At 40.4% G+C, this 17,099-nt stretch carries 18 protein-coding genes; 10 read left to right on the top strand and 8 right to left on the bottom strand.

The window, feature by feature from the left end:
- Positions 1 to 182: 182 nt before the first annotated feature.
- Positions 183 to 611 (bottom strand): hypothetical protein, encoded by a 429-nt coding sequence (locus PP181_RS09240; protein ID WP_246160898.1) that lies wholly within the window; start codon positions 609 to 611, stop codon positions 183 to 185.
- A gap of 147 nt (positions 612 to 758) precedes the next feature.
- On the opposite strand from PP181_RS09240, the gene PP181_RS09245 reads away from it, so the two are divergent.
- The 3 genes from PP181_RS09245 (at position 759) to PP181_RS09255 (ending at position 3,044) form a co-directional block, all read left to right on the top strand.
- Complete coding sequence (locus tag PP181_RS09245; RefSeq protein WP_272636862.1) at positions 759 to 1,868, top strand: M14 family metallopeptidase; 1,110 nt, start codon at positions 759 to 761, stop codon at positions 1,866 to 1,868.
- A gap of 106 nt (positions 1,869 to 1,974) precedes the next feature.
- Positions 1,975 to 2,454, top strand: coding sequence for an Lrp/AsnC family transcriptional regulator (locus PP181_RS09250; RefSeq protein WP_027066901.1), 480 nt, complete (start codon positions 1,975 to 1,977; stop codon positions 2,452 to 2,454).
- A gap of 74 nt (positions 2,455 to 2,528) precedes the next feature.
- Positions 2,529 to 3,044, top strand: a complete 516-nt coding sequence (locus tag PP181_RS09255; RefSeq protein WP_272636863.1) for a DinB family protein — start codon at positions 2,529 to 2,531, stop codon at positions 3,042 to 3,044.
- Position 3,045: 1 nt separating this feature from the next.
- Here PP181_RS09255 and PP181_RS09260 read toward each other — a convergent pair whose 3' ends face one another.
- Both PP181_RS09260 and aroB read right to left on the bottom strand, forming a co-directional pair.
- On the bottom strand, positions 3,046 to 3,384 hold the full coding sequence (locus tag PP181_RS09260; protein WP_138258117.1) for a hypothetical protein: 339 nt from the start codon (positions 3,382 to 3,384) through the stop codon (positions 3,046 to 3,048).
- A 110-nt stretch (positions 3,385 to 3,494) separates the two neighbouring features.
- Positions 3,495 to 4,556 (bottom strand): 3-dehydroquinate synthase, encoded by a 1,062-nt coding sequence (gene aroB, locus PP181_RS09265; RefSeq protein WP_272636864.1) that lies wholly within the window; start codon positions 4,554 to 4,556, stop codon positions 3,495 to 3,497.
- A gap of 119 nt (positions 4,557 to 4,675) precedes the next feature.
- On the opposite strand from aroB, the gene PP181_RS09270 reads away from it, so the two are divergent.
- Positions 4,676 to 5,842 (top strand): proline dehydrogenase family protein, encoded by a 1,167-nt coding sequence (locus PP181_RS09270; protein WP_272636865.1) that lies wholly within the window; start codon positions 4,676 to 4,678, stop codon positions 5,840 to 5,842.
- Here PP181_RS09270 and PP181_RS09275 read toward each other — a convergent pair whose 3' ends face one another.
- From PP181_RS09275 to porX, 5 genes are all read right to left on the bottom strand, one after another.
- Positions 5,843 to 6,232, bottom strand: coding sequence for a DUF4258 domain-containing protein (locus PP181_RS09275; RefSeq protein WP_272636866.1), 390 nt, complete (start codon positions 6,230 to 6,232; stop codon positions 5,843 to 5,845).
- Between the two features lie 64 nt (positions 6,233 to 6,296).
- Positions 6,297 to 7,496, bottom strand: a complete 1,200-nt coding sequence (locus PP181_RS09280) for an alanine dehydrogenase (RefSeq protein WP_138258120.1) — start codon at positions 7,494 to 7,496, stop codon at positions 6,297 to 6,299.
- Positions 7,497 to 7,592: 96 nt separating this feature from the next.
- On the bottom strand, positions 7,593 to 8,258 hold the full coding sequence (locus PP181_RS09285; protein WP_193554885.1) for a hypothetical protein: 666 nt from the start codon (positions 8,256 to 8,258) through the stop codon (positions 7,593 to 7,595).
- Between the two features lie 464 nt (positions 8,259 to 8,722).
- On the bottom strand, positions 8,723 to 9,133 hold the full coding sequence (tsaE, locus tag PP181_RS09290) for a tRNA (adenosine(37)-N6)-threonylcarbamoyltransferase complex ATPase subunit type 1 TsaE (protein ID WP_272636867.1): 411 nt from the start codon (positions 9,131 to 9,133) through the stop codon (positions 8,723 to 8,725).
- 5 nt (positions 9,134 to 9,138) lie between these two features.
- Positions 9,139 to 10,683, bottom strand: a complete 1,545-nt coding sequence (gene porX, locus PP181_RS09295; RefSeq protein WP_272636868.1) for a T9SS response regulator signal transducer PorX — start codon at positions 10,681 to 10,683, stop codon at positions 9,139 to 9,141.
- Between the two features lie 256 nt (positions 10,684 to 10,939).
- Between porX and PP181_RS09300 the strand changes: the two genes are divergently transcribed.
- From PP181_RS09300 to PP181_RS09325, 6 genes are all read left to right on the top strand, one after another.
- A complete protein-coding gene (locus tag PP181_RS09300) occupies positions 10,940 to 12,172 on the top strand; it encodes an HD domain-containing protein (protein ID WP_272636869.1) in 1,233 nt (410 codons plus the stop codon).
- Between the two features lie 23 nt (positions 12,173 to 12,195).
- The gene (lpxD, locus tag PP181_RS09305; RefSeq protein ID WP_272636870.1) at positions 12,196 to 13,212 is read left to right on the top strand and encodes a UDP-3-O-(3-hydroxymyristoyl)glucosamine N-acyltransferase; all 1,017 of its coding nucleotides are present in this window, start codon (positions 12,196 to 12,198) and stop codon (positions 13,210 to 13,212) included.
- Positions 13,213 to 13,214: 2 nt separating this feature from the next.
- The gene (locus PP181_RS09310) at positions 13,215 to 14,612 is read left to right on the top strand and encodes a bifunctional UDP-3-O-[3-hydroxymyristoyl] N-acetylglucosamine deacetylase/3-hydroxyacyl-ACP dehydratase (protein WP_272636871.1); all 1,398 of its coding nucleotides are present in this window, start codon (positions 13,215 to 13,217) and stop codon (positions 14,610 to 14,612) included.
- Positions 14,613 to 14,622: 10 nt separating this feature from the next.
- Entirely contained in the window at positions 14,623 to 15,408 is a 786-nt protein-coding gene (lpxA, locus tag PP181_RS09315) for an acyl-ACP--UDP-N-acetylglucosamine O-acyltransferase (RefSeq protein WP_138258126.1), read from the top strand.
- Between the two features lie 69 nt (positions 15,409 to 15,477).
- Entirely contained in the window at positions 15,478 to 16,044 is a 567-nt protein-coding gene (gene efp, locus PP181_RS09320) for an elongation factor P (RefSeq protein ID WP_272636872.1), read from the top strand.
- Between the two features lie 10 nt (positions 16,045 to 16,054).
- Positions 16,055 to 16,990, top strand: coding sequence for a UDP-3-O-(3-hydroxymyristoyl)glucosamine N-acyltransferase (locus PP181_RS09325; RefSeq protein WP_272636873.1), 936 nt, complete (start codon positions 16,055 to 16,057; stop codon positions 16,988 to 16,990).
- The last annotated feature ends 109 nt before the right edge of the window (positions 16,991 to 17,099 follow it).

Here is a 17,099-nt window from a genome sequence, read left to right on the forward strand (position 1 = left end):
TCCGGGATGATGGGATTCGTAACCTGTGTAAACCTAAAAAAATAATGAATTGGTGAAATAGTGTATTGGTGAGATAGTGAAACAGTTAGTTTGTGAAATGGTAAAATAATTAAAAAGGAACCGGTAATCTTTTGTTGAAATTTTGCACTTGAACTTGATTCTTGCACTTGAGTTTAAACTTTTTACCTTAACCTGATTGCCGTACCAGTTTTTACGACGACTTTTCGATTAGGGTCCTTAACGGCATTTTTATATTCAAAGGTGTAAGAACTATCGGTCGTTTTGATGATTTTATAGTGGATGCCTACTTTGCTCTTCAAGTCCTGAAGTACAAACTCACAATCATTGATCCATCGAATGGATGCACTATCAACTTTGTTCTCATAATAATCCACACTGAAATTTTCACCTCGTATAAACCGCCCTTGTTTCAGAGAATCCCCAATTTGATAATCGAATAAAAATTCCCCTGTTTTAAATGCCTGACAATCCCTACTTGGACCATAACAGGAGACCAAAGCAATGAACAAAATAAAAACAAAAAGTACTCTTTTAAACATGGGTGCAAAATAACCAAAATCGTCCTTTTTATTCACGAAGAATTGAAGCATGCCTACAAAAACTTTTGTTAAATTTTTTCAAGGAGTTTTGCCTTTCACGAATTGTCCATTAGCTATAAACATATAGGTAGGGGGCGGTAGTAAATTTGGGATTTCTAAGATAGTTTGTATTATTTTCGTTGAGCGAAATTAAAAATTATGCCGGACAAAGACGACTATCTAAATTTCAAGGTAACATCCGTTCAAGGTAGGTACGTAACCAATCAACATATCGAAGCATTCCTAAATGGTCTGGGCAATTCGTTTAATTTAAAGGTTTTGGGACGTTCCGTAAAAGATAGGCCAATTTATGGAGTTAGAGTTGGTCAAGGGCCAAAGCGTATATTGATGTGGTCACAAATGCATGGTAATGAATCTACCACTACCAAAGCAGTACTTGATCTTCTAAACCTATTAAAGCAAAGCCCCTCACTGGTCGGGGATTTTCTGGGGAAGGTTACTTTACAGATTATTCCAATTCTCAATCCGGATGGCGCTAAGGCCTACACCAGGTCAAATGCCAACCAAATTGACTTAAATAGGGACGCACAGGATAGGTCGCAGCCAGAAAGTAGGGTTCTTCGCAAAGTCTTTGAAGAATTCAAACCGGACTATTGTTTTAACCTTCACGATCAACGGACCATTTTTAACGTAGGCAGCACAATAAGTCCAGCCACTGTGTCCTTTTTGGCGCCATCATTTGACGAGGCTCGAAATAATTCCGATTCAAGAGGCATCGCCATGAAAGTTATAGTGGCCATGAATGAGGAACTACAAAAATCGGTTCCAGGTCAGGTAGGTCGGTTTGACGATTCTTTCAATCCTAATTGTGTCGGGGATGCTTTTCAAATGGAAGGAATACCTACGATACTTTTTGAAGCCGGTCATTTCCCTGGTGATTATCAACGGGAGAGAACGCGGGATTTGATTTTTCAGGCACTTTACAAAGCTATTTATACAATCGCTAACGACAAAATGGAATCGTACCCATTAGAAAATTATTTTAAAATACCGGAAAACAATAAGCTATTTGTGGATATTCTTGTTGAAAATGCCCATATATTGGATGAATCCTTACGGGAAGGGGAATGCATTTCCTTACTATACAAGGAAGTTTTAGAGGATAACAATGTGAAATTTGTACCTACGATAACTGAAAAGGGACATAAACGAAATATATATTTTGGACATGTAACCAAAGATTGTTTAATCAAACAAGATTTGAATTGGCTAAATACCAAGAAAATCATGGATTTGATCAAACAATAAAATTATTTTTGGTTAAGTTTAGACTCATTACGATTTTCGTACAAAAACGTAATATTTATTATAATTCTTTTTAATATTTTTTATTTTTGCATAAAATAAATCAACCATGGGTAAAGTAAAATTAGACGAAATTGATCATCAAATTCTGGATATGTTGATTGACAACACCAGAACTCCTTTTACCGATATTGCTAAAAAACTACTGATTTCCGCCGGTACCGTTCACGTCAGGGTAAAAAAAATGGAGGAAGCAGGAATCATCAAGGGCTCCTCACTCACGTTGGATTATGTAAAGCTTGGATATGCTTTTATAGCCTATGTGGGCATATTCCTTGAAAAAACACATCAAACCAAATTTGTCTTGGAACGTTTGAATCAAATCCCAAACGTGACCATTGCCCATATCACTACGGGCAAGTTTAATATCTTTTGTAAGATTAGGGCGAAGGATACCACACACGCAAAAAACATCATTTTTAAAATCGATGATATTGATGGCATCAGCAGAACGGAGACCATGATTTCGTTGGAAGAAAGTTTTAACGACAAGAAACGATTGATGCATACCATTTTTAATGAATTATAGTATTTATTTGACACTTTTTCCAAGCCCGATCAAGAACTGATTGGGCTTTTTTGACCAAACTATCGGCACATATTATGAAGAAATCAGAAATTCCAAACCTAGGTTCCTCCAATTTTTACGATACCTATGTCAACACCCTGGAAGATGTCAACCTCATGGATTCGTTTTACGAGGGAAAAGAGTGGTTTCTAGATTATGTTAAGGAACTTCCTTTGGAAAAATTAGGTTATGCCTATGCCGATACTAAATGGACCGTTGCGGAGGTGTTGATACATATTATAGATACGGAACGCATTTTTCAGTATAGGGCATTTAGATTCTCAAGAAATGACAAGGTTGAGTTGCCCGGTTTTGATCAGGATGCATACATTTTGGAAAGCAATAGCCTTAACAGGACCAAGGAGGAAATACTTGAAGAGTATTTAGCCGTTCGTAATGCGACCATAACACTTTTTAAAAATCTTGGAAATACCCAGTTGGGCAGGGTTGGTACTGCCAGTGGAATTCCTTGGAGTGTTGCGGCATTGGGTTTTGCCATTAGCGGACACCAAAAACATCACGCCAATATCCTATTGGAAAAATATGCGTAGACTAGTCTAAGTCTGAGTAATCCTCGTCTTCGGATTCGTAGTTCATCTCCAATTCAGGGATAATTTGTTCATCTTCCTCAATAGCATCAGCCGCAGTTTTTCTGTCCAATTCCTTTTCTATGGTATCTTCAAAATTGGCGATAAAGTTGGAGAGACTTTTACTTATTTTCACTAAGTATAAGGTGTCTTCCGTTCTCAGTTCTACCGCTTCCACAAATTCACCACTTGCATTTTTGAATACGATAATGTCCTCATCCCCATATCCATAAGGGTATTTTTCAATTAATAAAGTGGCTAGATGATGGTCTAACTTTTTGTAATCAATGAGTCGTCTGGTCATAATAGTTTAGGTTGGTTACTGTGATACTTAATTCTTGAACCTAAACTAATTATTTAATGCATTGATATATCTAAAGAGTTGTGAAACAGTAGTTTTAGTATATGTAGAATTTATTCCATGTAGTATGCAAAAGCTTCCTGAAATAATTCGGGTGAAATGGTTACATCTATCTGGGTTTCTCCGATTCCTTTTAAAAGGACAAAATTGATATTTCCATGGGAGTTCTTTTTATCATATTTCAACAGTTCCAGAATGGCGTCAATATCCTTGGCCGTGAATGACACTTTCTCATAATACTTCAAAAAAGTAGATTTTATATCTTCTAATTGTGACAAAGGTAATCCAGTAAGCTTGTGGGAAAGGTAGCCCTCGGTAATCATGCCTATGGCAATGGCCTCGCCGTGCAACAAGGTCTCCTTGTTCTCGTTTTCCAAAAAGTAGGATTCAATCGCGTGGCCCAAAGTATGTCCGTAGTTCAATACCTTACGGATGTTTTGTTCGGTAGGGTCCTGTAAGACGATATCATTTTTGAGCGCTACGGATGGCAAAATATGATCTCTTAGTTCATAAAGGGAACTTACCTGCTTTAAGGATTCCCAGTAATCGGCATTTCGTATGAGACCGTGCTTGAGCATTTCCGCAAAACCGCTTGTAATTTGTCGTTCGTTTAAGGATTCTAAAAAGTCGGATACAATTAATACCATTTCAGGCTGATTGATAACCCCTATTTGATTTTTCAAAGGCCCAAGATCTACACCTGTTTTTCCTCCAACGGACGCGTCCACCATAGACAAGAGGGTCGTGGGGACATTTATGAACTTTATCCCCCGCTTGAAAGTCGAGGCCACAAATCCACCCAAATCAGTAAGAACGCCACCTCCTAAGTTGATGAGCAAACTTTTACGATCGGCACCAAGTTCTGATAGTGCTTCCCAAACCCCCACACAGGTTTCAATAGTCTTATTGACCTCTCCCGATTCAATTTCAATAATCTCAAAATTATAGTCCCCTGCAATTTCCGACATAAACTGGGGCAGGCACAATTCATGGGTGTTCTCGTCCACCAAAATAAAAATGGTTGAGTAATTGTGCGAGGACAAATGGGAATTTAGGGCTTCAAATGCATTGCTTTCAAAATGGACCGAATATGAATCTGATACTATGGACTGCATGGGATTGGAATTACGAATACACCAAAAATCTTTTATTTAAGAGCGCAAAATAAAGGTTATTTTACTCAATAGAATAGAAATCCTGTCTTTATCTTTGGAGCCTTAAAAATTGTATGCGTATGGACGCTATTTTTGAGAATACCGCAACTGCATTTTCTCTAAAATCAGATTCTGAATTAGAAAGAGCCTATTTTCTTTTTAAGATGATTGCCAACGAACCCTTGGTCAAAATTGGAACGGCAATGACCAATTTTGCCATCAAGGCGCATCTACCCGTAGAAGGGCTCATTAGGGCCACCGTGTTCGATCATTTTTGTGGGGGCGTCAACGAGGCGGATTGCATGCCTGTGGTGGATAAAATGTTCGAAAAAGGTGTCTGTTCCGTATTGGATTATTCCGTGGAAGGAAAGGATGAGGAAGACCCGTTGGACAATGCCACGGAGATGATCCTAAAAATCTTGGATTTTGTAAAGGAAAAGGATGCCATACCGTTTGCCGTTTTCAAACCAACCGGATTTGGAAGGTTTGCCCTGTATCAAAAAATAAGTGAAGGCGGAAAATTAACGGAAAAGGAGGAGGCCGAGTGGCAACGGGTCATCAATAGGTTTGACAAAGTGTGCAAAAAGGCGCATGACCTGGATGTTTCCTTGTTAATAGACGGAGAGGAGAGTTGGATGCAGGATGCTGCCGACCAACTTGCCGAAGATATGATGCGCAAGTACAACAAGAAGAAAGCCATAGTTTTCAATACGCTGCAGACCTACAGATGGGACAGATTGCCCTATTTAAGGGATTTGCACGAAAGGGCACAAAAGGACGGTTTCAAAATTGGAATCAAGGTGGTACGCGGGGCCTACATGGAAAAGGAAAATGAACGGGCAAGGGAGAAAGGGTACCCAAGCCCCATTTGTGAGTCAAAAGCGGCCACCGATGAAAACTTTGATGCCACCGTTGCCTATATGCTGGAAAACCTGGAGGATATGTCGATTTTTTCAGGTACCCATAATGAAAATAGTTGTTATAAACTTATGGAATTGATGCGGGAAAAAGGAGTGGAGAAAAACCATAAGGACATTTGGTTTGGACAGCTCTATGGTATGAGCGATCATATTTCTTTCAACCTCGCGGCACACGGATATAATGTGGCCAAGTACCTACCTTTTGGCCCCGTGAGGGATGTTATGCCATATCTCATCAGAAGGGCAGAGGAAAATACGTCCGTTGCAGGGCAAACCAGTAGGGAGCTTTCCTTGCTGAAGAAGGAACGAAAACGAAGAAAAATCTAGTTACTCGATCGAGACCGACTCAATACTGGCTTTCTCGCTGCAGTTTTTGACCCAAGCGGACAGTTGCTGGTCTTTTTGTTTTCCTTTGATAAAATAGGTTTTGCAAGGCGTACTTTTTGTGTCGCTCTTTGAGAAATCCACGGTGCCTTCGTTCAAAAGAAAAACAATATCCAAGGTATCCAATTCCTTTTCGGAAAGTTGACGCTGAACGGCGTCCGAGTAGTACAAGGATTTGGACCGAATGTCCTTTAAGGTTCTACAATTGGGGAAGTAACAGAAACTGACTCCTGTTTCGTCCGATTTCTTTCGTAAAAACATGGCCAAGAAAATAATTCCGATGGCAAATCCGCCCAAATAAAATCCCAATCGCTTTAAAAAAGACATGGTCATCGATACAATTAGATGAGCAAAATTAGCGGTTTACTGCCAATACCGAAAGCTTGGAGTCCTATTTCTAAAAAATAAGAAAGTTGATGTCGCTGTAGGAAAGGTCGAACCAATCCCCAACGGATTTATTTGTCAGGATGCCGTGGTACATATAAAGACCGTTTCGCAGCCCTTTGTCAAAACGCAGGGAATTTTCAAGTCCGCCGTCCTCACCAATTTTTAAGAGATATGGGGTGAAAATATTACTGATGGATACAGAGGCCGTTTTAGGATATCGAGATGGAATGTTGGGTACACCATAATGTAAAACCCCACTCTTTTCAATGGTAGGTTTATTGTGGTTCGTGATTTCACTGGTTTCAAAACACCCGCCGGTATCAATGCTTACGTCAATGATCACTGCACCTTTTTTCATATGTTCCACCATGGTCTTGGTTACAATGACCGGAGACCGACCTTTACCTCGGGTGGCTCCTATGGCGACATCGCATCGCTTTAAGGATTTGAGCAGGTTTTTAGGTTGTATGGTAGAGGTGTAGACTGTCTGTTTTAAATTGGTCTGGATATTCCTGAGCCTGGTTATGGAATTGTCGAAAATCTTCACGTTGGCACCTAGTCCAATGGCCGATCTTGCCGCGTATTCCCCAACGGTTCCGGCACCAATGATGACCACCTCTGCCGGTGGAACCCCACTTATATTCCCGAACATGAGTCCGTTTCCCTTATTGGTGGCCGCCATTAATTCCGCGGCAATGAGTACGGAGGCAGTTCCGGCAATTTCACTTAAGGAGCGCACGGCGGGATATTTGCCATCCTCGTCACGAATGTATTCAAAAGCAATGGCCGTTATCCGTTTTTTGGCCAACTCCTCAAAATAACTTTTGTTCTGGGTTTTTATTTGTAAGGCCGATATTACCGTAGTCTGCGGATGGATCAAGGCTATTTCCGATAGAGTAGGTGGCTCCACTTTAAGCAACAGCGGACATGAAAGGACCTTTTTCGTATCGCGGGTTATTTCTCCTCCGGCATCTACGTAATCTTTATCGGAGAAATTGGCACCCTCCCCGGCACCCGATTCCAAAAGTACCCTATGACCATTGGAAGTAATGGCATTTACCGCATCTGGAGTGAGGCAGATCCGTTTTTCCTGATATTGATTTTCTTTGGGAATACCTATAAAGAGTTCCCCTTTTTGCCGTAGGACCTCAAGAGTTTCCTCTTGGGGTATTAATTGCTGTTTACTAAATGGAGAGCTTGGTTGGTTCATAGAGGCATATCTAAAAAAGGATGAATACGTCCTAAATCAAATGTACGATTTTTAGATAAATGGATTTCGTAATAATATACCTGAATGTCCTGATGGTCAAAGCCTGAAATGGAACCAGTTTTGCAGTTTGTCCTGGAAGATTTTTAAGCCTTGCTCTATATTGTCCGTGGAAAGTTTTCGGTTTATTTCTTCGGAGAGCGACTCGGGTTTTAAATCTTCGGCTACGTCTACGTCATTTTCATGGGAAGCTTTTGAGGAATATCCGTCTTTACTATTTTTTTCTTTAAGCTCTTCCAATTCAGCCTCCATGGCTTCCAAGTCGATACCATGTACGTACTTGTCATAAAGCTTAATTCTAATGAAATAAACAAAAGGAATAATTACCATACAAATTGGTAATAGCCAAAGGATGTTTTCAGTATCAATATAATAATCATCTGAATAAATCTCTTCGAAAATTTGAAAAGCATACATTGTAATAGGAATCAATATTATATGATACCACCAGTGCTTACATGTAAAAAACCATATTAAAAGAAGGTATAATGGAACTAATTTTCCTAACATGAACCATATGTAAACACTTAAGTTAGCAAAACCATTATCATTTATTTCAATTCCTAAAATGTTTAATGTAGCCCCTTCTTCAGTGGATACATATTCGTGAAGTTTGAAGATGAAAGGAGAAGCTATAATTAAAAAGACCATCAATGAGTCTAAAAATAACTTCCTCTTTGCTCGCTTTCTTTCTGAATTATTCATTTACGTCATTGATATTTCTTTGCTTGGAATACAAGCTAAAATATCTCAACGAAAAAAAGGACAATTTATTGATTGTCCTTTTGTTAAATTTTCAAAACTGAAATTTTAGACTATTGCTTTTTCCCGGTTTTGGTAATTAATCGTTTATCCACACTAGGCTTTTGGTCTAGAACTGTTGGAGAAATAACTCCTAACAGAAATACTCCTAATGCGAGGGATGCAAGAAATGTTCTTTTATTTTTCATTTTCACTAGGGGATTTAGTTAATAATTAAATTGTTCTACTGCAAACGTAAGAAATAATGGACAAAAAAAATGCATTTAAACGTTAAAATTGTGCATTTCGTCGTGAAAAATATACATTTTATCGATATACATGTATTTCATCGAAAAAATACAATAATTCCCTTTGCTAAACGATGTTGATTTTATTTGAAAATGGAGGTAATTGTGCGAATGACTTGATCAAACCACGGATATCTTTCTAGTTATTGTATCCAAAATTTCAATTTTTAAGGCCAATACGTTGTCCGGCAAAAGGGATAGGATTTTTTCCGGCCATTCCATAAAAATATAGGCATTGGTGTTAAAATAGTCTTCCAAGCCAAAATCCAAGGCTTCCATTTCATCCTTCAATCGATAAAAATCAAAATGGTAGGCGATTGGATTCCCCTCGCCATCAGCATATTCATTGACCAGTCCAAACGTGGGGCTACTTACTTCGTCAACGGCACCCAATTCCTTTACGAGGGCCTTGATCAGGGTCGTTTTTCCGGCACCCATGGGAGCGTAAAAGGCGAATATGTTTGTAGAAAATTCCGCTAGGATGGCATTTGCCGTTTTCTGAAGTTCCTTTTCGGTATAAATAAGTTCCATGAAGACTATTTTGGCTCCAAAACTACAAAAGGTACAATCATTTCTTCCAAGGAAACCCCTCCATGTTGATAGGTGTTACGGTAATAACTTACGTAATGATTAAAGTTATTGGGATAGGCAAAGAACATATCGTTCTTCGCAAATATAAAGGAACTGCTCACATTGATATTAGGCAGAAAAATGCTTTTAGGGTCTTTGGCGGCGAATACATCCTTTTCCTCGTAGCTAAGACTTCTGCCTGTTTTGTAGCGCAAGTTTAAGCTGGTGTCCCGATCCCCAATGACCTTAGAAGGGGATTTTACATTGATAGTGCCATGGTCCGTCGTAATGATTAATTTCATTCCCAAGCTCTGTGCTTGTTGGATAATTTCCAACAACGGGGAGTTTTTGAACCAACTTTGGGTAAGGGACCTATAGGCCTTATCGTTTGAGGCCAATTCCTTAATGACTTCCATTTCTGTTTTGCTATGTGAGAGCATATCCACAAAATTGTAAACAATCACCGTAAGGTCATTATCTTTTTGGGATCTAAAGTTCTGGGATAGTTGTTTCCCTTGCTTAAGACTACTAATTTTATGGTATTCCCATTTTAAATCGAGTCCCAATCGCTTCAATTGCGCCTCCAAAAATTTGTCTTCATAAAGGTTTTTGCCTCCTTCATCCGTGTCGTTCTTCCACCAATCCGGATATTTTTTCTCCATGTCCAAAGGAGTCAATCCTGAAAAAATCGCATTTCGGGCATACTGAGTAGCCGTTGGCAAAATACTGTAATAGGATTTTTCCTTGGTCTTTTTGTAGAACGAACCTACTGTATCCTCAAAGGAGTACCACTGATCGTATCGCAAATTGTCCACTACGATCAACAGTGTCTTTTCATCCTTAATTTCGGGGGCTACCCAATTTTTAAAAAGGGTATGCGATAGTACCGGGGCATCGCCTCCGTGGAACCAATCTTCATAATTTTTATCGATGAACTTCCCAAATTGGTTGTTAGCTTCCACTTTTTGGGATTCCAGGATTTCGAACATTCCACTGTCCTCTATTTGTTCGAGTTGAAGCTCCCAATAAATCAATTTTTTATAGAGTTCTACCCATTCGTCATACGAATTCACCATGGATAGGTTCATGGCAATTTTCCGGAATTCCTGCTGATAGTTACTGGTGGTCTTTTCCGATACCAATCTGGAATGGTCCAGACTCTTTTTAAGGGACAACAAAATTTGATTCGGGTTCACCGGTTTTATGAGGTAATCGGCAATTTTGGAGCCTATGGCCTCTTCCATAATAAATTCCTCTTCGCTCTTGGTAATCATCACCACGGGCAATGAGGAATCAATAATCTTGATTTCGCTCAAGGTTTCCAATCCTGAAATACCCGGCATGTTCTCGTCCAAAAAAACAATGTCCACCCGTGTTTTTTCCAATTCTTCCAAGGCTTCCTGTCCACTCTGACAAGTAATTACTTCGTAATTTTTATTTTGAAGGAAGAGAATGTGTGGCTTTAATAGGTCCACTTCATCGTCCACCCAAAGTATTTTTATTTTGTTCATCAAGTATTCTAAGTCGTTATTGGTTTTTCGCTATTCGCTGTTGGCCGTTGGCTGTTCGTTGTTCGTTGTTCGTTGTTCGTTGTTCATTGTTAAAGAAACTCCTTATCTCTTTTAATTTTTTACATTTTCACTAATAAGTATCTCATCTTACATCTAGATTCTCATATCTCAATTAAATCATCTCAATTCTAAACACAAGGTATTACCTTATTAATTTACATAACTTTGAAAATTGGATGCAACTTCTAATGTTTAAATGAAACCCAAAAAACTCACCATATTCAATGATCCAATTTACGGATTTATTAGGATTCCCAGCGATTTGATTTTTGACCTGATAGCCCATCCGTATTTTCAACGCTTGCGTAGAATATCGCAAATGGGACTTTCTTATATGGTTTATCCAGGTGCGCACCACACCAGGTTCCACCATGCTTTAGGTAGCATGTACCTCATGCAAAAATCGATTCGGGTACTACGATTTAAAGGTGTAGCTATTTCGGAGGCGGAAGAAAAAGGGCTTCTGGGAGCGATTCTTTTGCACGATATTGGTCATGGCCCGTTTTCTCATGCTATGGAACATAGTATCGTAAACGGGGTTAGCCACGAGCAAATTTCGCTTCAATTCATGCAAGAACTAAACAAGGTTTTCAACGGAGAATTGGACGAGGCAATTTCCATTTTTACAAGGAAACATCCTAAAAGGTTTTTGAATCAGCTGGTTTCAAGTCAGTTGGATATGGATCGATTGGACTACCTCAAGAGGGATAGTTTTTATACGGGCGTATCCGAAGGAAATACCAATGCAGACCGACTCATCACCATGTTAAATGTGGTGGACAGTGGTAATCTCGTATTGGAAGAGAAGGGTATTTATTCTGTGGAAAAGTTTTTGATGGCCCGCCGTTTTATGTATTGGCAAGTGTATTTACACAAGACTGGGGTGGTTGCGGAGCAAATTCTGATCAGTATTCTAAAGAGGGCGCGTTTCTTGATCAAAAATGGCCGGCAATTACAAGGGAGCAACTCTTTACTTTTCTTTCTACAAAATGATATTAATCGGGATAGATTTGACGCTCAAGTGCTGGAGCGGTTCTCAAAGTTGGACGATATCGACATTTTATCCGCAGTAAAGAATTGGCAGGAAGAGGATGATAAGGTGCTCTCTACACTTTGCAAAATGTTGATAAATAGAAAGCTGCTGCACATCAAAGTTAAAAAAGAGCCCATCAAAAAAGGAAAATTGACCCGAAGGAAGGAGAAGGTTGCCAAGATGTTCGGGTTATCCACGGAGGATGAAATCTCCTATTTTATATTCACCGGGGAAATTGAGAACAGGGCCTATAATCAAGAAAGCCAAAACATCCACATTTTACGAAAAAATGGGAAAATCGTAGATGTAGCCAAACTTTCGGACCACTTGAATATTACGGCACTGTCAAAAACGGTGACCAAATATTATATCTGTTACCCCAAAGATGCCGTATAACAATTTTTCTTACATTTGTGCCCATGGTGTTTACAGCAGGTCAAATTGCAGGTATTTTAGAGGGTGAAGTCCATGGAAATCCAGAGATAGCCGTTCACAAATTGGCCAAGATCGAGGAAGGAGAAAAGGGCTCTTTGACCTTTTTGGCCAACCCAAAATACACTTCCCATATTTACAAGACCAAAGCTTCCATCACCATAGTAAACAAGGATTTTATTCCGGAGCAGGATTTGGAAACGACCCTTATCAAAGTGGAGGATGCCTATAAGTCCTTTTCCAAATTACTGGAATATTACAATCAGGTCAAGAATAACAAAACGGGCATTGAGCAACCTGTTTATAAATCGGATTCCGCCACATTTGGTGACGATTTGTATTTGGGGGCGTTTTCCTATATTGGAAGTAATGTAACCATTGGAAATAACGTCAAGATTTACCCCAATGTCTATATTGGGGATAACGTGCGAATAGGCAATAACGTTGTGGTTTTTGCGGGGGCCAAAATTTATTCTGAAAGTATCATTGGAAACAATTGCGTCGTGCATAGCGGTGTGATCATTGGTGCCGATGGCTTCGGGTTCACCCCCAATTCCGAGGGAGAATTCAGCAAGGTTCCCCAAACGGGAAATGTGATTTTAGAGGATAATGTAGATGTGGGGGCCGGTACCACCATCGATAGGGCAACTTTGGGTTCCACCATCCTGAGAAAAGGTGTGAAACTAGACAATCAAATTCAGATTGCCCATAACGTTGAAATTGGGGAACATACGGTAATTGCCGCCCAAACAGGGGTTGCGGGCTCTACAAAAATTGGGAAGCACTGTATGATAGGCGGTCAAGTGGGTATCGTAGGCCATATCGTTATTGGCAATAATGTAAAAATACAAGCGCAATCCGGAATAGGAAGAAATGTAAAGGACAACGAAGTCCTACAAGGATCACCGGCACTGAATTATGGCGACTTTAACAAGTCGTACGTGCATTTTAAAAACTTACCTAAAATAATGAACAGAATCGACAACTTGGAAAATAAGGATTGACGATGAATACGAATGATAAACAACGCACCATTGCTAAGGAAGTTTCCCTTGCCGGAGTAGGTCTGCATACCGGGGAGAACGTGACCATAAAGTTTGTTCCCGCACCTGAAGACCATGGCTATAAATTTAAGCGTGTAGATCTTGAAGGGGAACCTATTATAGAAGCCGATGCCAATTACGTGGTAAATACCCAGCGAGGTACTAATTTGGAAAAGAACGGCGTAAAAATCCATACTTCGGAGCATGTACTGGCCGCACTGGTAGGTTTGGAAATCGATAATGTACTGATCGAGCTGGACTCTCCCGAGCCGCCCATTATGGACGGCTCCGCAAAGTTTTTTGTAGAAGCTTTGGAAAGCGCGGGTATTGTTGAGCAAGAAGCAATGCGGGAAGAGTATGTCGTTAAGGATGTGCTAAGCTATAAAGATGAAGCAAGCGGAAGTGAAATCACCATTATTCCTGCGGATGAATATCAGGTGACCACCATGGTGGATTTTGGCACTAAGGTATTGGGCACGCAAAATGCCACCTTGGACAAACTTTCCGATTTTAAAGAGGAGATTTCCGCAGCACGTACCTTTAGTTTTCTGCACGAGCTTGAAATGCTTTTGGAAAATGGCCTTATCAAAGGAGGAGATCTGAACAATGCGATCGTATATGTTGACAAGGAGATATCCGAGGCGACGATGAAAAAACTGGAAAAGGCCTTTAATAAAAAGAAGCTATCCGTAAAACCGAACGGGATTTTGGATAACCTCACCTTGCATCAGCCCAATGAGGCCGCCCGTCATAAACTCTTGGACGTTGTAGGGGATTTGGCACTGGCCGGAACCCGAATTCGTGGAAAGGTAATAGCCAACAAGCCCGGTCATTTTGTAAACACCCAATTTGCAAAAAAGCTTTCCAAAATCATAAAGCTTGAAAAAAGAAATAACGTACCTAAATATGATTTGAGTCAACCGCCTTTGATGGATGTTACCCAAATTATGAAAATGTTACCGCATAGACCTCCTTTCTTATTGGTAGACAGAATATTGGAACTCTCTGATTCGCACGTTGTGGGTATGAAAAATGTAACTATGAACGAACCTTTCTTTGTAGGACATTTCCCAGGTGCTCCAGTAATGCCAGGTGTTTTACAAGTGGAAGCGATGGCCCAAACAGGCGGGATTTTGGTGTTGAGTACCGTACCGGATCCAGAAAACTATTTGACTTTTTTCATGAAAATGGACAACGTAAAGTTCAAAAGACAGGTGCTTCCTGGTGATACTTTAATATTCAAATGTGATTTGATTTCGCCCATTAGAAGGGGAATATGCCACATGCAGGCCTATGCCTATGCAAATGATAAATTGGTCTCTGAGGCGGAACTGATGGCCCAAATCGTAAAATCAAAATAATAAGGACAGTATGAATCAGCCGCTGGCATATGTGCATCCAGGCGCCAAGATTGCAAAGAATGTGGTAATAGAACCCTTTACCACCATTCACAACAACGTAACCATTGGAGAGGGCACTTGGATCGGTTCCAATGTCACGATCATGGAAGGTGCTAGAATCGGGAAAAACTGCAATATTTTTCCTGGTGCCGTAATTTCCGCCCCACCACAGGATTTAAAGTACAAGGGCGAGGAAACGACCGTGGTCATTGGAAACGGAACTACCATCCGTGAATGTGCTACCATTCATAAAGGCACATCGGATCGTATGAAAACGGTGGTGGGCAAAAATTGTCTTATCATGGCCTATTGCCATATCGCCCACGATTGTTTGGTGGGCAACAATTGTATTTTCTCCAACAATTCTACCTTGGCCGGACATGTGACCATTGGTGACAATGTTATTTTGGCCGGATTGGTGGCGGTGCACCAATTTGTATCGGTTGGGCAGCATGCCTTTGTAACAGGAGGATCTCTGGTTAGAAAAGACGTACCCCCTTACGTGAAAGCCGCCCGGGAACCACTTTCCTATGTCGGGATTAATTCCGTCGGTTTACGAAGGAGGGGCTATGAATCGGATAAAATCAGGGAGATTCAGAATATATATCGCATTCTATATCAGAAGAATTTTAACAATACCCAGGCCGTCCAAATTTTGGAGGCCGAAATGGAGGCGACTCCAGAGCGTGACGAAATTCTGCAGTTCATAAGGGATTCGCAACGTGGAATTATGAAAGGGTATTTCAGTAATAGTTAATTACCTTACTTTTGCAAACTTTTGGTTTATCCAAATAAATTATCAAAAATCATTTTAAGAATATAACAAATGGCATCTACATCAGATATTAGAAAAGGATTGTGCATCAGATATAACAATGATATCTATAAAATCATCGAATTTTTGCATGTGAAACCGGGAAAGGGACCGGCGTTTGTTAGAACCAAACTAAAAAGTGTCTCTACCGGGAAGGTATTGGACAACACGTTTTCTGCAGGACACAAAATTGAGGATGTACGTGTGGAAACACGATCGTACCAATTTCTGTATGCGGAAGGGGAGACCTACCACTTTATGAATACGGAGGACTACAACCAGATTACCCTAGCAGAGAGTGCTTTGGATGCGCCCGGACTTTTAAAGGAGGGCGAAGTGGTTAAGATTATGTTCAATACGGAGGATGCCATGCCCCTGTCCGTTGAAATGCCGGCAAGTGTAGTTTTGGAAGTAACCTATGCGGAGCCGGGGGTAAAAGGAAATACCGCCACCAATGCCACAAAACCAGCCAAAGTGGAAACTGGTGCAGAGGTGAACGTACCGTTGTTCATCAACGAGGGCGATAAAATTAAGATCGACACCTCCAGCGGATCATACATGGAGCGTGTAAAAGAATAAAACCAGGAACTTGAAATTTCCGACTACTTTTTCCCTAAAACAGATTTCCGAAATCATTCAATCCGATTTTGTTGGTGATCCGGATTTTCCCGTGTTGGGCATGAACGAAATCCATGTAGTGGAAGCAGGGGACATTGTATTTGTAGACCATCCAAAGTATTACGACAAGGCCTTACATTCCAAGGCGACCGTAATTCTTATCAATAAAAAGGTAGATTGCCCAATGGGCAAGGCCCTTTTGATTTCGGATGACCCATTTAGGGATTTCAACAAACTAACCCAGTATTTCAGTCCCTTTGTAGCTTCGGTCAGAGCGATATCCAATTCGGCCAACATCGGAAAAAATACCATAATACAACCCAATGTATTTATAGGGAACAATGTTACCATTGGGGACAATTGTGTAGTTCATGCCAATGTGAGTATTTATGATAATTGCATCATTGGAAATGGGGTTACGATCCATGCGGGATCCGTCCTTGGCGCCGATGCTTTTTATTATAAAAACAGGCCTGAAGGCTTTGATAAATTGTTGTCCGGAGGAAGGGTCGTTCTTGAGGACAATGTGGACTTGGGCGCCCTCTGTACCATAGACCGTGGCGTTACCGGGGATACTACCATAGGTGCGGGATCAAAATTGGACAATCAAGTCCATGTAGGACACGATACGGTTATTGGCAAGAAATGTTTGATCGCTTCCCAAACTGGTATTGCCGGTTGTGTGGTAATTGAGGATGAAGTCACCCTATGGGGGCAAGTGGGTACCAATAGTGGCATCACCATAGGGAAAAAGGCCGTCATCATGGGCCAAACGGGCGTTACAAAGTCGGTTCCTGGAGGTAAAAGCTATTTTGGTACGCCTATTGAAGAATCTCGCGAGAAGCTGAAGCAATTGGCATACACAAAAAAAATACCGGAAATAATAAAAAAACTGGACAATAAATAAGAAGCGGAATACTTTAGTATTCTTTGACAAACATATATTTTTGCAGCAGAATTATACCTCGGGTCAAACCAACGGGTAATTCGTTAGGAACTAATTTTAATTTCGAGGC

The organism is Maribacter sp. PR66, from assembly GCF_028464205.1.
Taxonomy (GTDB): Bacteria; Bacteroidota; Bacteroidia; order Flavobacteriales; family Flavobacteriaceae; genus Maribacter; species Maribacter flavus.

Bases quoted from the DNA above. Each gene is read 5' to 3' on its own strand.
- PP181_RS09240 (WP_246160898.1), bottom strand. From the start codon at position 611: ATGCTTCAATTCTTCGTGAATAAAAAGGACGATTTTGGTTATTTTGCA.
- PP181_RS09245 (WP_272636862.1), top strand. From the start codon at position 759: ATGCCGGACAAAGACGACTATCTAAATTTCAAGGTAACATCCGTTCAA.
- PP181_RS09250 (WP_027066901.1), top strand. From the start codon at position 1,975: ATGGGTAAAGTAAAATTAGACGAAATTGATCATCAAATTCTGGATATG.
- PP181_RS09255 (WP_272636863.1), top strand. From the start codon at position 2,529: ATGAAGAAATCAGAAATTCCAAACCTAGGTTCCTCCAATTTTTACGAT.
- PP181_RS09260 (WP_138258117.1), bottom strand. From the start codon at position 3,384: ATGACCAGACGACTCATTGATTACAAAAAGTTAGACCATCATCTAGCC.
- aroB (WP_272636864.1), bottom strand. From the start codon at position 4,556: ATGCAGTCCATAGTATCAGATTCATATTCGGTCCATTTTGAAAGCAAT.
- PP181_RS09270 (WP_272636865.1), top strand. From the start codon at position 4,676: ATGGACGCTATTTTTGAGAATACCGCAACTGCATTTTCTCTAAAATCA.
- PP181_RS09275 (WP_272636866.1), bottom strand. From the start codon at position 6,232: ATGACCATGTCTTTTTTAAAGCGATTGGGATTTTATTTGGGCGGATTT.
- PP181_RS09280 (WP_138258120.1), bottom strand. From the start codon at position 7,496: ATGAACCAACCAAGCTCTCCATTTAGTAAACAGCAATTAATACCCCAA.
- PP181_RS09285 (WP_193554885.1), bottom strand. From the start codon at position 8,258: ATGAATAATTCAGAAAGAAAGCGAGCAAAGAGGAAGTTATTTTTAGAC.
- tsaE (WP_272636867.1), bottom strand. From the start codon at position 9,133: ATGGAACTTATTTATACCGAAAAGGAACTTCAGAAAACGGCAAATGCC.
- porX (WP_272636868.1), bottom strand. From the start codon at position 10,683: ATGAACAAAATAAAAATACTTTGGGTGGACGATGAAGTGGACCTATTA.
- PP181_RS09300 (WP_272636869.1), top strand. From the start codon at position 10,940: ATGAAACCCAAAAAACTCACCATATTCAATGATCCAATTTACGGATTT.
- lpxD (WP_272636870.1), top strand. From the start codon at position 12,196: ATGGTGTTTACAGCAGGTCAAATTGCAGGTATTTTAGAGGGTGAAGTC.
- PP181_RS09310 (WP_272636871.1), top strand. From the start codon at position 13,215: ATGAATACGAATGATAAACAACGCACCATTGCTAAGGAAGTTTCCCTT.
- lpxA (WP_138258126.1), top strand. From the start codon at position 14,623: ATGAATCAGCCGCTGGCATATGTGCATCCAGGCGCCAAGATTGCAAAG.
- efp (WP_272636872.1), top strand. From the start codon at position 15,478: ATGGCATCTACATCAGATATTAGAAAAGGATTGTGCATCAGATATAAC.